General features: G+C 57.7%; 19 protein-coding genes. 9 read left to right on the top strand and 10 right to left on the bottom strand.

The genetic code is table 11. The features are described from left to right. Nucleotides 1–22: 22 nt before the first annotated feature. From VJS46_RS09980 to VJS46_RS09940, 9 genes are all read left to right on the top strand, one after another. Nucleotides 23–1252 (top strand): hypothetical protein, encoded by a 1230-nt coding sequence (locus tag VJS46_RS09980; RefSeq protein WP_324059885.1) that lies wholly within the window; start codon nt 23–25, stop codon nt 1250–1252. Between the two features lie 179 nt (nt 1253–1431). Next, a complete protein-coding gene (locus VJS46_RS09975) occupies nt 1432–2175 on the top strand; it encodes a hypothetical protein (protein WP_324059884.1) in 744 nt (247 codons plus the stop codon). Continuing rightward, a complete protein-coding gene (locus tag VJS46_RS09970) occupies nt 2172–2687 on the top strand; it encodes a DUF1643 domain-containing protein (RefSeq protein ID WP_324059883.1) in 516 nt (171 codons plus the stop codon). Before VJS46_RS09975 ends, VJS46_RS09970 begins: the two co-directional genes overlap by 4 nt. Nucleotides 2688–2859: 172 nt before the next feature. Beyond that, nucleotides 2860–3021: a hypothetical protein gene (locus VJS46_RS09965; protein WP_324059882.1), complete on the top strand. Its 162-nt coding sequence runs from the start codon at nt 2860–2862 to the stop codon at nt 3019–3021. Nucleotides 3022–3054: 33 nt separating this feature from the next. Then, on the top strand, nt 3055–3282 hold the full coding sequence (locus VJS46_RS09960; RefSeq protein ID WP_324059881.1) for a hypothetical protein: 228 nt from the start codon (nt 3055–3057) through the stop codon (nt 3280–3282). Beyond that, entirely contained in the window at nt 3279–3524 is a 246-nt protein-coding gene (locus tag VJS46_RS09955; RefSeq protein ID WP_324059880.1) for a hypothetical protein, read from the top strand. The genes VJS46_RS09960 and VJS46_RS09955 overlap by 4 nt, the downstream gene beginning before the upstream one ends. A gap of 118 nt (nt 3525–3642) precedes the next feature. After that, nucleotides 3643–3909 (top strand): hypothetical protein, encoded by a 267-nt coding sequence (locus VJS46_RS09950; RefSeq protein ID WP_324059879.1) that lies wholly within the window; start codon nt 3643–3645, stop codon nt 3907–3909. Between the two features lie 178 nt (nt 3910–4087). Then, nucleotides 4088–4411: a hypothetical protein gene (locus VJS46_RS09945; RefSeq protein ID WP_324059878.1), complete on the top strand. Its 324-nt coding sequence runs from the start codon at nt 4088–4090 to the stop codon at nt 4409–4411. 63 nt (nt 4412–4474) lie between these two features. After that, on the top strand, nt 4475–5206 hold the full coding sequence (locus VJS46_RS09940) for a hypothetical protein (RefSeq protein WP_324059877.1): 732 nt from the start codon (nt 4475–4477) through the stop codon (nt 5204–5206). Here the strand turns inward: VJS46_RS09940 and VJS46_RS09935 are convergent. From VJS46_RS09935 to VJS46_RS14255, 10 genes are all read right to left on the bottom strand, one after another. Beyond that, complete coding sequence (locus VJS46_RS09935) at nt 5196–5774, bottom strand: hypothetical protein (RefSeq protein WP_324059876.1); 579 nt, start codon at nt 5772–5774, stop codon at nt 5196–5198. The two genes, VJS46_RS09940 and VJS46_RS09935, sit on opposite strands and share 11 nt — an antisense overlap. Nucleotides 5775–6066: 292 nt before the next feature. After that, nucleotides 6067–6324 carry a hypothetical protein gene (locus VJS46_RS09930; protein WP_324059875.1) on the bottom strand — a complete coding sequence of 86 codons (258 nt, stop codon included), beginning with the start codon at nt 6322–6324 and terminating at the stop codon, nt 6067–6069. Beyond that, nucleotides 6321–6587 (bottom strand): hypothetical protein, encoded by a 267-nt coding sequence (locus tag VJS46_RS09925; protein WP_324059874.1) that lies wholly within the window; start codon nt 6585–6587, stop codon nt 6321–6323. The genes VJS46_RS09930 and VJS46_RS09925 overlap by 4 nt, the downstream gene beginning before the upstream one ends. Next, complete coding sequence (locus VJS46_RS09920; protein ID WP_324059873.1) at nt 6584–7027, bottom strand: glycoside hydrolase family protein; 444 nt, start codon at nt 7025–7027, stop codon at nt 6584–6586. The genes VJS46_RS09925 and VJS46_RS09920 overlap by 4 nt, the downstream gene beginning before the upstream one ends. After that, the gene (locus VJS46_RS09915; RefSeq protein WP_324059872.1) at nt 7024–7323 is read right to left on the bottom strand and encodes a hypothetical protein; all 300 of its coding nucleotides are present in this window, start codon (nt 7321–7323) and stop codon (nt 7024–7026) included. Before VJS46_RS09915 ends, VJS46_RS09920 begins: the two co-directional genes overlap by 4 nt. A 139-nt stretch (nt 7324–7462) precedes the next feature. Beyond that, complete coding sequence (locus VJS46_RS09910; protein WP_324059871.1) at nt 7463–9352, bottom strand: hypothetical protein; 1890 nt, start codon at nt 9350–9352, stop codon at nt 7463–7465. Nucleotides 9353–9355: 3 nt separating this feature from the next. After that, nucleotides 9356–10030: a gp53-like domain-containing protein gene (locus VJS46_RS09905; RefSeq protein ID WP_324059870.1), complete on the bottom strand. Its 675-nt coding sequence runs from the start codon at nt 10028–10030 to the stop codon at nt 9356–9358. Nucleotides 10031–10242: 212 nt separating this feature from the next. Beyond that, a complete protein-coding gene (locus tag VJS46_RS09900; RefSeq protein ID WP_324059869.1) occupies nt 10243–12219 on the bottom strand; it encodes a hypothetical protein in 1977 nt (658 codons plus the stop codon). A gap of 77 nt (nt 12220–12296) precedes the next feature. Continuing rightward, nucleotides 12297–13010, bottom strand: coding sequence for a hypothetical protein (locus VJS46_RS09895; RefSeq protein ID WP_324059868.1), 714 nt, complete (start codon nt 13008–13010; stop codon nt 12297–12299). Further along, a complete protein-coding gene (locus tag VJS46_RS14255; protein ID WP_414707998.1) occupies nt 13010–13258 on the bottom strand; it encodes a D-Ala-D-Ala carboxypeptidase family metallohydrolase in 249 nt (82 codons plus the stop codon). The genes VJS46_RS09895 and VJS46_RS14255 overlap by 1 nt, the downstream gene beginning before the upstream one ends. Between the last annotated feature and the right edge of the window lie 5 nt (nt 13259–13263).

Genomic DNA, 13263 nt, shown 5'->3' with positions numbered 1-13263 from the left:
ATCAGGAACCGGGGACGCGCTCTTGCCCTTTGCGGCTGTCATTTCTGCAACCGCCACCGTCGGCCATGATGAAGGATCGCTAAGGGCGACCCTGGTCATAGCCGGACAGACATTGGTCGAATATCAGGCGCGGCAGGCGGCTGAAGCCGGGGCGGGTCATATTTCGGTTCATGTGGAAACGGTGACGCCCGCCCTGTCCCGGTCTGTGGATCGCTTGATAGCCGATGGCATCAATGTGTCGCTCGTACGGAGCACGACCGAATTGCGCCAGACGGTTCCCCCAGACACCGACATTCTTCTGATCGGAGACGGGATCATCGCGGCCCAGGCCTGGTTTGCGAGGATCGCTGGACAACCGGCGCCGGCCCTCCTCGTCGTCAACGATCATGTGACGCAGTCCCAATATGAGCGGATCGACGCGGAGCACCGCTGGGCGGGGCTTGCGCGGCTCAGTTACCGGCAGCTTTCCGACACCCTCGATACCTTGGACGTCCTTTCGGACTGGGATCTTCAGTCCACATTGCTTCGCCATGCGGTTCAGTCGGGTGGCGAACGCGTCCTTGTCAGCGACGAGGCACTGTTCAATGGAGGCGTCTTTCAGATCGAGTCGCAGGCGGCCGCCGACGAGGCGGAACAGCATTTCCTTCCCAGGCCCTCCAGTGAAAAGGCTGGCGAGGGGTGGATGGAATATTACCTCTTCCGGCCGATCTCCCGAAGACTTGTTCCGCTGCTGCTCCGGCAACAGCTCGAACCTGCGCCAATCAGGGTGTCTGCGGCGGCGATTTCCGCCATTGCCATCATCGTCGCAAGCTACGGTCTAACCTGGCCTGCTCTGTTGCTTTTCCTGATTGCGCTTTCCGCCCAGCAGGTTGCCGATGATCTGGGCGCGGCCGTCCGCCGTCCGGCCGGCGCAGCCTGGCCTGGCTATATCTCACCCGCGCTTGCTTTGCTGGGCCTGGCGGTTCTTGGCGGCGAGTGGAGGATCGGTGATCGGACGGCCGATTTTACCGGCCTCTATCTGGCCACCTCTATACTGATAGTCGAATTGACGATTCGTACCGGAAAAGCGCAAGGCTTGAATCCGTGGGCCCTCTGCAGCCTGGCTACAGCATTGCTGCTATTGCTGCTGTTCAGATTGGTGGGGGTTCTTGAGCTCGGCTTCGCCTTCGTCATCCTCTATGCGCTCGGGAGCATGGCAATCACCATCCTTGGCCAACGAAGGACGTCGGAAAGTCCCGCTGGCGTCAAATAGCCACTGATAATTGGGCGACGCGGTTTAGGGCAAATAAGCAGCACAGTCCGAGTCGATGGCGCATTTGAGCCATTTCCACTCGCGGGAACATGGAAAACTGACCCACGGAATCCTGCGGTGTCCGGCGTGGAATGGAAAACCGATTCCACCCCCTCCCTCAGCCGGGGAGGGGTGGCGATATGAGGGCACCACGTTTCCTCATCGGCTACTCCTGCTGCGGCGTCACGAGAGAGGCTTTCGAGCGGCAGGGCGTTGAGGCATGGACATGCGATGTGCGGCCAGCGCGCGACGGTTCGCCACGTCATCTCCAATGCGACATCTGGGACGTAGCGGAGGACGATTGGGACGGCGGCCTCTTCCATCCCATGTGCACGTATCTGACCGTCAGCGCGGCGTGGGCGTTCAATGACCCAGACTATGATCGCTATCCGGGCGTTGGATATCACCAGAAGATCAAGCCCGGCACGCTCACCGGGGAAGCGAGGCGGGAAGCGAGGCGGGAAGCGATAAAGGGCTTCCGAAGGATTTTGGATCTGCCGTATCCGAAGGCAATAGAAAATCCGGGAGCTTCGTTCATTTCGAAGGCAATCCGCCCGGCTGATCAGCTTATCCAGCCCTACCAGTTCGGTGACGACGCAAGCAAGCTGACGGGGCTTTGGCTGGACCGCCTGCCGCCCCTGACGCCCACGAAGCGCATTCCCGGCCGGGTCGTCAACGGCAAGGAGCGCTGGGCCAACCAGACGGACAGCGGGCAGAACCGTGTGTCGCCGTCTGAGGATCGCTGGCTTGAACGCAGCGAGACCTATGCGGGCATCGCCGCAGCCATGGGCGGGCAGTGGGGACGGTGGCTCATGGACGGCGCACCTGCGATGGCACGGACCTTATTCGCCTTCGCCCCCGAGCAGCAGGAGGCGGAGGGATGAGTGCAATTATCTCGCCGTGCGGCACATATCGCTATCGGTTGGAGCGACCGGATGTGTTCGGCGACTACACCACTGCGGTTATCATGGTGAACCCATCGACCGCAGATGCAGTTGAGGACGATGCCACCATTCGCAAGTTGATCGGTTTCCGCAACCTTTATGGATGGGGCAACCTGATCGTCGGCAACCTCTTTGCCTATCGCGCAACGGATGTGCGGGAACTCGCCAGCGCAAACGACCCCATAGGTCCAGATAACGGCTATCGCCTAGCTGATATATTCTTGGATGCGCAGCAGGTCATTTTTGCGTGGGGGCCATCTGCGAAGCTGCCGAAACGGCTGCGGGATCATTGGCGAGACGTGGATAGCCTCGCCCGCAAGATGCACCTGCTGCCCATGAGTATCGGCGCACCAGCCAAGGACGGCCACCCATGCCACCCGCTGATGCTGCCATACAGCCGACAGCTTCAGCGATGGACCCACCCCACCCCCGAGCAGGAGAGGATGATATGAGCGAGAAGCAGAACTGCCCGAAATGCGGGAGCGACGACATTGACCACCCGCGTCATTACCGGCCCCAAGGGTCATCGATGGCGTTCGATGGGTGTTCGGCCCATTGCCGGGCCTGCAAGCATGAGGAGCGGTTTGAGACGCACCAGAGAGCGTTGGATGCTTGGAGGAAAGCATGATCGGTCGCATCAAAAACATCTGGTTGCGGCGGGTGGCGATCTGCCTCGCGATCTTCCCGTTGACCATCGCTGGCGCAATCGTTGGGGCTGTAAGCGGCGGGTATGAATATGCCGCCAGCGTGGCTAAGTCGGCTGTCCGCGCGTGGAGCCAATCATGACCCCCACCATACCCAATAAGGAGAGAGGGTGATATGAACCACAACACGATGAAAGAATTGCAGAGCGATAAGGCGCTCGTATGTCGCCGCGAAATCAACTGCGACCAAGGCGGGGCGACCGTGTTTATGGTCCTGCTGGCAGACGGATTCCTGATCGATTGTGGATCAAGCGGATATGCCGAGAGGCGTGCCATGAAGCTGGCTGAAATCATCAACGAAAGCGGGCCAGAGCGTTTGGGTAAGGAGGGGTTACGCCCATGAACAAGGATGAACGGTGCGAGAATTGCCGGTTCTTTGTAAAATGCGAAGATCAGCACACTTACGGCGATTGCCATAGACTGCCGCCGCAGTTCAATTTCTCGGCTTATTTCACTGAGGATGGGTACTATACGCCCAAGCGCTACAAGGCTGAGATCAGTCGCCATCGAGACGGGGTATGGCCCAACCTCTCGCAAGATGCATGGTGCGGCGAATTCAAGGAGCGCAGCAATGATGATGGGTGAGGCAGAAACAGCGCGCGCATCGTAATACTTGAGTGTGGTCATCAATCCCGCCTCACAGGCGATAGGGCACTTACGCCACCTGAAAAGATGCGCTGCAAGCAATGCGCGGAGGAAAGCAATGGCTGACCCTATCTCACAGGCGGCGCGGGACTTCGCTGCCGAATATCTGCCCACCGCCGACGAAGATTGCGGAGAGTGCGAGCGCGGCTTAATGTGCGATGGTGGAATGGACCACCACTGGCTCGTTCAGGCTATCGGGCGCGCAATGGCAGACCAGCGGGAACGGGATGCGGAAATTGCCTACAGGGTATGTGCTGAAACTCGGCACGTTACATTGGGCGATAAAGCCGCCACCGCCATCCGAGCACAGAAAGGCGACCAATGAGCCACGCGCTATCACGCACCAGCCCCAAGGGGGGGGCGTTCGTCGGAACCTGCATGAAATGCGGAATGAAGAATATCCCGATAACTCGGATACACGAGCCATGCAGCAATCCAGCCAATTTGACCAGCGGTGAGGATTTGTCTGTGGCGATTGGCCTGCACGACACGGAGACAAAGCAATGACCAACATCATAGAGGACGCGATTGAGGCGCTTAGGCCGTTTATGATGGCCGCAGAGGCTTACACCAGTTTCGACGGGCAGCACGACTTCCCGGATGGATATACGTTCGACATCGGGGCTTTCCAGCGCGTGACCGTTGGCGACCTTCGCCGCGCAGCCGCCACACTCGCCCGTCTTGAGCAGGCCAAAGAGAATGCGCAGCCGGTGGCGTGGATGTATGGCGCGGATAGAGAAGAACCGCATGCATCAATCAAGCGATGGCCTAAAGACATTGTTGAGCGGCAATGCTGGACTGAAACACCCCTATACGCCGCGCAGTAGCGCCGCAGCAGACCTTGGAGCGCATAGGTGCCGAAGTGAAGCGCATATTAGAGGAACAAACCAATGAGCATTGAAATCACTGAGGCGGATAGGAAGCGCACGTGGCCCATTATGCGCCACTTATACACGGAGAAGGACGGCGCAGAGGTCTTCTTTAAGCGCGATTTTTTTGCGGGAGAATACGACTCCCATTTTATTGTCCAAGCCTTCGCCAAGCACCGCATCGCCGCCCTCCAAGCCCGCGAGGAAGAAACAGCATGGCTGATCGAGCGGCATGACTACATACCCGGCCTGCATTATTATGCTGAGTACCCAAACGGTGATCACTATTGGACGCCGGATCATCTGAAAGCCATGCGGTTCGCAACTGAGGCTGACGCTAGAGTAATCGCAAAGGATGACCCACTTTTGACGGTTGCAGAACACATGTGGGTCGCCAATCCTCAAGTGCGTGAGGATGTGGGGGAGGCTCTTCGTTTGGCAGAGAGCTTGTGCGCGCAAGTGAAGATAGACCTTGCCGCAGCGCACGAGCAAATCTGCAAATTACAAGGCTTGGACCCGGAAACGCACGCATGGCCTGAATGGTCGTCGCCAGCGAACACGATGCGTTGGGTAGATGAAATTATTCTACCTGCGATCAAACAGCATGTCACCCACCCCACCCCTACCGAGTTGCCGGGGGATGCTTTGCGCGCAACCTTCAAGCTCGCGGCCAGCCAGATCGAAAGAGACGTTCGCCTCAGCGAATTAACCGATGGAGAGATTGATGCTCTGGTGCGGGCGGTTAGGGGTTGACTGGCGTTGCGTCCTGCAAAACCTGCATCTTCTCCCGAGCGTCATCATATTGCGCGTAGCAGGCTTTCAGGGAGATTCTGATTTCGTCGGAGAGGGAAGCTTCCCTTGCAAGAAATTCTGAATCGTCTCGGTAAAGCTGTGCTCCAGTGCATCCGGGGGCAGCTTGTCCATTGGTGGCAACTGTGGTGGCGGCGGTGGCGGGGCGACGTGGCCGCGTCCGCAACTGCTCAAGAAGAGCATTCCGGTCAGCAACAAGATCGGCAATCGCATCGTTCTTTTCCTTCGTGATGGATCTGGCATTGTCGGCAAGGCGCTTTTCCGTGGCGCGGTAGGATTTGTCAGCGGCTTTGCTCTGGCGATGCATCTCTGCCACCGTCGCCAGCGCCCTATCCCGCTGCCCGGCGATGCGGTCTGTGCGCAACCACAGCAAGGCTGAGAGCGCCACGAGCGCGATGCAGAGCGCTTGCCAGGGGTTACGCTTCACAAAGTCCATGACGAACTGCGCGACGATGGCAAGCCACTGGACGCCGCCGAGAAGGAATTTACCGATTGCGAGAAATAGCGGCATGGGCTAATGTCCTTCGCGTGATGCGGGTAGAGGCCACAGGTTCAAGCCCTGCTGCTGGGTGTAAAAGACTCCGCTATAGCTCAGTTGGATAGAGCGCTGCCCGCTCACAATATTGTCCCGTTGTGATGTTGCTTCATTGGGACTGTGCATGGCTCTGGCTATCCGGTCGTTGATAAACGGGATAAGGACTGGTCCACGGTCGAGCGCCCGTAGCATCACCACACCGCCCTCTGCGCGTCTCTCGACACCTCACCCAGGATGAACCCGAGCAGAAGGCCGAGGACGAAGCGTTTCATGGCTTCGTCGCGCAAGTCAGAAGCAGTCCGCGAACAGTGAAAATGTCGCATCGTGGGCCAACGCCAAAAAGCTCGTATGTGTCTTTCATGATCCGCTCACCTTCCCCGTTTGGCTTTTCTTCTGTGTGCCCAAGGCAGATTGCAACCGTGGTGATGACGCCATATTCGCCAGCCTCTATTTCATCGGCGATCAGGCGCAGTGTGCGGACAATATCTTGCGCGGCATAACCGGCGTGCAATTGGACTACGCTCATTCCTCAACCCCATCGCTTATTTCAACGCCATCCCGCCCGACCTTGAGCACCCGCTTGACCAGCAATGCGGCAAGCGCCGTCAGCCCGACCAGAACTTGCGCATGGGCCGCCAGCGCCAGCCAGAAGGCTTTCTCAGCGTCATCGCGCAGAAGGTACACGCCCACCGCCGCGAACAGCGTGAAGGTCACGCACCCGCCCACGATGGCCACGAATGCAAAGGCGCGGCGTCCGTCTGGGGTGAGGATGTGGCGGAAGATGGTCATAGCTGCATCACGCCTGTTTCAATCATGTCGGTGACGCGCTTTGCCCGCTCCGGCGTCTGCTTGGCCCATAGCGACTTACGGAAGTTGGCCGCCGCCTCATCCCACCGCTTCTGCGCCACGAGCGCCAGTGAATTCTTGAACCCAGCCAGGCCAGCAATTCCCATTTGAAAGCACATGGACAGAAGGGCAGTCGCGCGCACCGGATCGCTCTCAACAGCTTTCCATGCAGGCCAGTCCTTCATGGCATTGGCGAAGCGCTTTATGTCGTTGGCGAGCAGATAACTCATTTCCTCATCGCTCAAACCGCCACCCTTACGCTTGTCGATCAGGCGGCCAACGCCAATGGTCCAATATCCAAGATGATCTTGGTAGGCGTGCTTAACCCGCCCTTCCTCGCGATTGAGATGCTGCGTCGCCATCTTTATGGTTTCGTCGTTCATCCCCGTGCCCCCTTCAAGAACACCCACGCCGCTACAGCCCCGGCGAACAGCCAAGCCAGCAGCGGAGATTTCAGCAGCACGGCCCCGAGATTAACGGCACCGGTCCGCTGGTTTTCCTTCGCTTCAAGCACGGCAACACGGGCTTTCAGATCGGCAATATCGTTCGGTATCCCCTGCGCCTTCGCTGCCGTCACCGCCATGGAATCGAACTTCTGCGACAGGTTGTTGAGGGTGTGATTGACTTCCCTGAGCTGCCCGCGCACTTCTCCCAGCTCCCCCTTCATGTCGCCGATCATGCCTAATAGTTGGGCCTCCTGTGTCATGCGTCTAACCGTTGCGGGAAACCGATGTCAAAGCCTCCAGCGAAGGGGAATCGCTGGGATAATACAATCTTCCTCGTGGTTCTTAACCACGACGCTTCCTTTTCCATAGTCATTACGCCTGCATGTTTCGCCATTGCCAAGAAGGTGCTACTGAATAAGTCACTGCAATAGTACTGCCCGGTTGGACAATAAATACCCCGCTAGTCAGGCCAAAGGCAAAACCATCGACTGTAACGGCAGTCACGGTCCCGCCCCATATGTAGACCATAACAGAATGCCCGGTGGTGTTGGTCGCCGCAACGGTTGACGCTGGAAGTGATGGCGTCGAAACAGAACGGCTGTGAACTATACGGACCCCAGAGTAATTGGATGGGTCTACGAGAGCGCCTGATGGCGTGTAATTGTTTCCAATAAATGTTAGCGGCTCTCCGGAAAGCGAAGCGGAACTATAAATAGCATAAGTGGCGACATTGGAGAATTGGCTGCCCATGACGGTGTGGGCACCGCTGTTCGCAGATCGGTTGCTAAAGCAGTAATCCGAGTTCTCATAGGTTTGCCCGATGAACGTGCAGCCAAAACTCACTCCATCAGTAAAATCAACCCCCCGAGCGGCGTTGCCCGCCGCGCCGCCGACAAAAGATAGAAACTCGCCCTGCCGAATGCGGAGGGCAGAACCTTTATTCGTCCCCGAGCCGTTGGAATAGGAATTGCACCGAAGATTGATCGCTTCCCCGCCAGTAATATAGTTCAGCCTAACGGCTTCATTTCCCGTCCCGTTGTAAGAATTTTCGACAGAAACATTCTTGATGGCCATCATGTTGACCGGGTCGGAATAGTCATTCTTGCCGATCACGAGTAGAGGAATGTCCATCGCGCCATAGACGGTGAACCCCTCAAGTGTTAGGTCGAACCAGTCCGAGGAGCTGGCGATCTGCCAAGCGATAGAAGTGCCGTTGGTTATATGGATAGATGTCTGCCCAAGCCCAGCGCCAATGATCGGAATCGCGCGCTTGGCCCCCCGGACGGTGCGAGTGACATCCCATGATGCTGTTCCAACACTAGTCAGATCCCACAAATAATCTCCAGGCGGGATGAACATTGGCGCGCCAGTCGCAACGCATTGGGCCAGCGTATCGGTAAAATGGGTGTAATCGTTGGTCGATCCATCGCCCAATGCGCCGTAGCCTTTGACGTTAAGGCCGAGGTCGTTAATGACTGCGGCAGTCGTTCTAAGCGTTGAGCCAGTGCCTGAATATTGGTGCCCGATCAACGCAGAACCGCCCGCTGCGGCTAACGCCGCACTTGTCGCCCGCAATTCAACCGCCGTCTCAAGCGCCTGCATAGCCTGCTGGACGTTACTGCCGTTGGGTATCGTCGTGCCGGAGAAGTCCGCTGTCCCGATCAGCGCCGCCCCGCCTGTAGCCGCAAGTGTGGCAGAGGTGGGGCGGGCATCCACAGCGCCGCCAAGCTCCTCGATATTCTGCTTGGCCGTCTGATTGTCCGTCAATGATGGGCTGGTGTAGATGCCCATATTGGTCGCAGATGATGTGATCCCGACCGCATCGGCGCGGGCTTTCGTCTCAACCGCCGTTTCCAGGCTCTGGATGTTCTGCTTGGCCGTCTCATTGTCGGGAATCGTCGATCCCGTGTACGTCCCCATATTTTCAGCAGAGCCGCTGATGCCAACAGCAGATGCTTGCGCTTTGTTCGCCACCGCTCCTGACGATGTGGAGGCAATCGTGCTGATGTCGTAAAGCTCGACGTTCGCGAGCGTCTTCACTACGCCATTATATGTCGTTCGCACAGAATAGGTGCCGTCCGCAACATAAAGCTCGACAAGGCCGTTCGCGTCCGTGGTGCGCGATGTGGCTGCGTTTTGGGTCAGGGCGTCATCGGTATAGGTCGTGACCAGCGCCCCAGCACCGGTTAGAAGCTCGACCGTCGCGCCTTCCAGGGCTGTTCCGGCGTCCGTGGTGATCGTGTCGGTATATTTGGCGGCCATCGATCAGACCCCCACCGCGATCCAGAACAACGTCATTGACGAGTCCGCAGGATTTACGAAGTTGAAGCCGGTCGTGGATGAAGCGTAGGCTGCCGGGAAGTTCTGGTCGTAGTTGGTTTGGTTAAGCCCTCCTGTGACCACCGGTATGCTGAAGCTTGAAAATTCAGTCGGATATGTGACCGACTGACTGCCGGTATTAGCAACGGCGGTTACCGTGCCCCATTGAAGTATTAGAATCCCGATAGATGGGATGTTGATCTTCACATATCCCGGATTACCGAGAGAAGCCGCAATCACCCCCAGCGCTCCCAACGTTGTGCGGGCTGTGGCCGCGTCCGCATCGTCCAGAAGCGTGCGGGCAAAGCTGGTGAGGGTAGCGAGAGCAGCGGCAGATGCGCCAGTATAATACGGCACCCTGTCTGCGGCTGGCGTGAGCGCGCCGATGGCTTCCACCGCCGCCGTTGCCTCCAGAGCATCCAGCGCGGTCCGGATCTCTGCCACCGTGGCTTTCGCCGTGAGCGTCAAAACCGCGTCAGTCAGTTCTGTGCGGATGTCCGCCATCATCTGCCTGATGGCGTTGTTCAAATTTCCAGCAGGGCAATTTTCGGCAATATTCGTGCCGGAAATTGTCGTGTTCGATGATGCTGTGGTGCTGTAGCTCGAAACTGACATGCTCATCCATCCGATTACGTTGGATGGGATGAGCCGCGCGAAACGCTGGGTTCCCTGAAACTTGCGCTACTCTAGCGGATAACCACCCCTATGCAAAGGGGGATTTGCCATTTCTGGTCTGACACTATATGATCACACCGATGTCCAGCATTGCTATTGTCATTACGGTGAAGGCCATCATTCTCACGCTCTGCGGCGCGTACAAGGCCAGCAGTGAACTATTGGCCTCCTCCAAGGAAAAGCGGAACGCCAACAGCTCCACCGACCCCACCGTAAAGCCTGTCCCTGTTCATAATAAAGTCAGAGCGGGCGGCTTGGGCAGCGGCGATGTCATCAATCTGCGCAAGAGTAGAAGCGGGATTTGGGTTAAGTAAGATCGGCGCGATTTCCTCCGCCTTCCGCCGAGCGTTGCCGAACATGCCGAGCCTCCCAGCATCACGAACGTAATTCCCGGCAGCACGCAAAATACTTGCACTTGCTGGGACCCCGCCGAAAGCAACATTAGTGGCGACATCCAGCGCCGCAGATGGCAATGCCCCGCCCTCAAATGCCTGATCGGCCAGCGCCCTTTCGGCCGTCTTGGAATTGCCGAGTATATCGTTTGTTGTCCGCGCCATATCACGCTCGATATCCCGATGACGCAGAAAGTTGGCAGAGCTATCTGGATAAAGTATCTCAAGCCGTTTTTCCATCGCCGGAGTGCCCAACGTCGATTCAAACGGATTAGACGAATAGCGCTGCCTTTCCGCTGCGTCCACGAGCGCCCCGCGAAAGCCAGTCTGCATCTGCGCGAGCCGTTCGGGTGACTGATTGCCAATCTGGACTGCCAAAAGATCAGGATTGGTCCTGATGGCATCCTGTCCTAGCGCCAGAGCTTCACGCTCACCAGCCGGGCCAGCATAAGCCTGCCGCGCCTCTGCATAGACAGGGTTGAGCGTGTCAACCTCTCGAATGAATTTCTGGCGCACGTCGTTCTGCGCTCTCCCCGCCTCGTCAAGATTCAGCCTGCCTGTGATGGCATTGCGATATTCTTCAAGAACATCGTCCATTCCGCGCTTGACGTAATCCAGAGTCTGTGTCGAGGGCGCGCGCGTAAAAATCACCTCTCCTTGGTCATCAAGATCAAACCCCAATGCCGTTGGGTCTCTCCGTTCGTTTGCCGCTATCGTTCTTGCCCGTGCCAATGCACTTCGTCCGAATGGAGTATGTAGAAGGGACTCTAATTCATCACTTGTTCGCCCCGGTGCGGCATAGGCCTCTTCGTATAGAGGGGATGCCCGTTCCCTAGCTTGGTTGATAAGATCATCGCTCAGTCGAGGAATGTTTTCAATCGGCCCAAGGTCACGCTCAACGGCGCTACGGAAACGATCGATCTGTCCGCGCGATCTAGGTACGAGCGCGCTTTCCGCGTACTCGGCGGCTGTCGGAGATCGGCGGATCGCGGCCCCTGCGAGCGAGCGCAGCTCCGGGTGGGTATCAGCCAATGTCATTGGTACATCGAAGCCTACCGCCTCTTGCAGCGCCTCGCGCGCTCGCTCCGGCCCTGCTTTGTTGACGGTAGAAAACAACACCTCCTGCCCTTGGGTCAACGGAGATGGGATATCAAACGAACGGCCTGTCGACTTCTCTGCCGTCTTTCGAACAAGCTTCGATGTAGCGGCCTTCCCTATGGCTTTGCCAATAGTATGCCCTGCCGCACCGCCCAACATGCCAATCGCGCCCTCTTTGCCAGCCATTGCCGAGCGGTTGCTCAAATCACCTTCGCCTGAACCAAAACCATAAAGGCCACCCTGGACCAACCCCTCGCCAGAAGCCCTTGCCACATTGGGCAGATTTGACGCCCGAATGGCAGATGCCCCCGGAACTGGTGCAGCGATCCCTCCAACGATCTGCCCAGCCAAGCGGTAACCTGGATTATATTGTTCGTCATTCCGATCAATCGCACGCTGTTGTGCAACATTTGATCTATAGGCGCGATTGAATGCCCCAACAGGGTCCGACAAGACACCTTGCGACCAAAGGCTCTTTGAGCCCTTATCGAGCGGGATAAGGCTATTGGCTGCAGCGGCGGCCTCATCCATGAAGCCAAAGGTAAGCATGTCAGCAGCACCGCGCACGGCCGCGTCTATTTCCCCGAATAGCCCTTGCCGCTCCTTCATCGGCTTTGCGCCGCGTGCTTTTTCAACGCGCGCCATAAGTTGGGAACGTGTCGTTCCTGCCGGGACATTGCGGATTATAGTACCATCAGGAAGGCGGACATCAGGCATTCACGTCACTCCGGCAGGTCGTTAAAATCAATAACGCCGCCACTTTGTGGAACCGCATGGCCTCCGAACATGCCGCGTTTCTTTGCTCCTATCTTCTTGGAGACGTACCGCTCCAACTCACCTTCGTTGCCGCCAGCGCCTATAAACGCATTGTGATACGCATTCTCATATTGCTGCACGGCGTTCTGGAAATCCTTGTCAGGTTGCCCAATGTCCAAATTCGCAGTGTTTCTCGAAATCAACTCTACGTCGCTGTTTGACATGGGCTGGAATGGATTCTTGCCGCCGTTCGCTGCTGTGAGTTTAAGGACTTCCGCAAGCGCGCCGCCGGCCTTCAACGTGTCAGCCCCAGCCTGTACGCCCCTGGCATTGGTTCCGCCCCATTGAGACATTGTGGGCGCGAGAAAGCCGGTCGCGAACCATTCATTCTGCGAGCGATCCTTCAACATACGGGCAGTTATGATTTTGTTGACGGCATCACGCCGCACAGACTCCAGTTTGTCCGGCGTCATTTGCGTACCAGCCTGCAGCTTCTTCAAGTTAGCCTCAGCCGTCAACGCATCGGCTTGCACCTTGCGCGCTCGCCACGGCTCTATTTTAGCATCCGCCGCCGCTTTCGCCGCCGCTCGCGCATCCGCCCGCGCCTTGTAGGGATCGGGCGATCCGATGGTGAACGGCTGCGCTGGCGCCGCGTCAAACTGGTCGAAAGGATTTGCCATTATCGTTTTAGTCCTATGGTCCCGCGCTTGCCAAAATAGGGCGCATTCAATCCCTGCCCCTGCACATGGAGATGGTCGCCCTCGTCAACGATACGGACGCCCGGCCCAAAATAGTCCCGCAGAGCCTGGGATGTGGTCCCGGTATAGTCCGCAGCGTCACCGGAGAGATGCATGCTACTGGGCAAGCCACCAACAATGCGATTGCCTTCCACCGTCCTGCGACCACTCGTCATAGTGCCTGGCGCCATCATAG

The organism is Rhizorhapis sp., from assembly GCF_035276005.1.
GTDB lineage: Bacteria > Pseudomonadota > Alphaproteobacteria > Sphingomonadales > Sphingomonadaceae > Rhizorhapis.
Note: the sequence above shows the minus strand (reverse complement) of the source record. Positions and strands in the feature narration are given on the sequence as shown.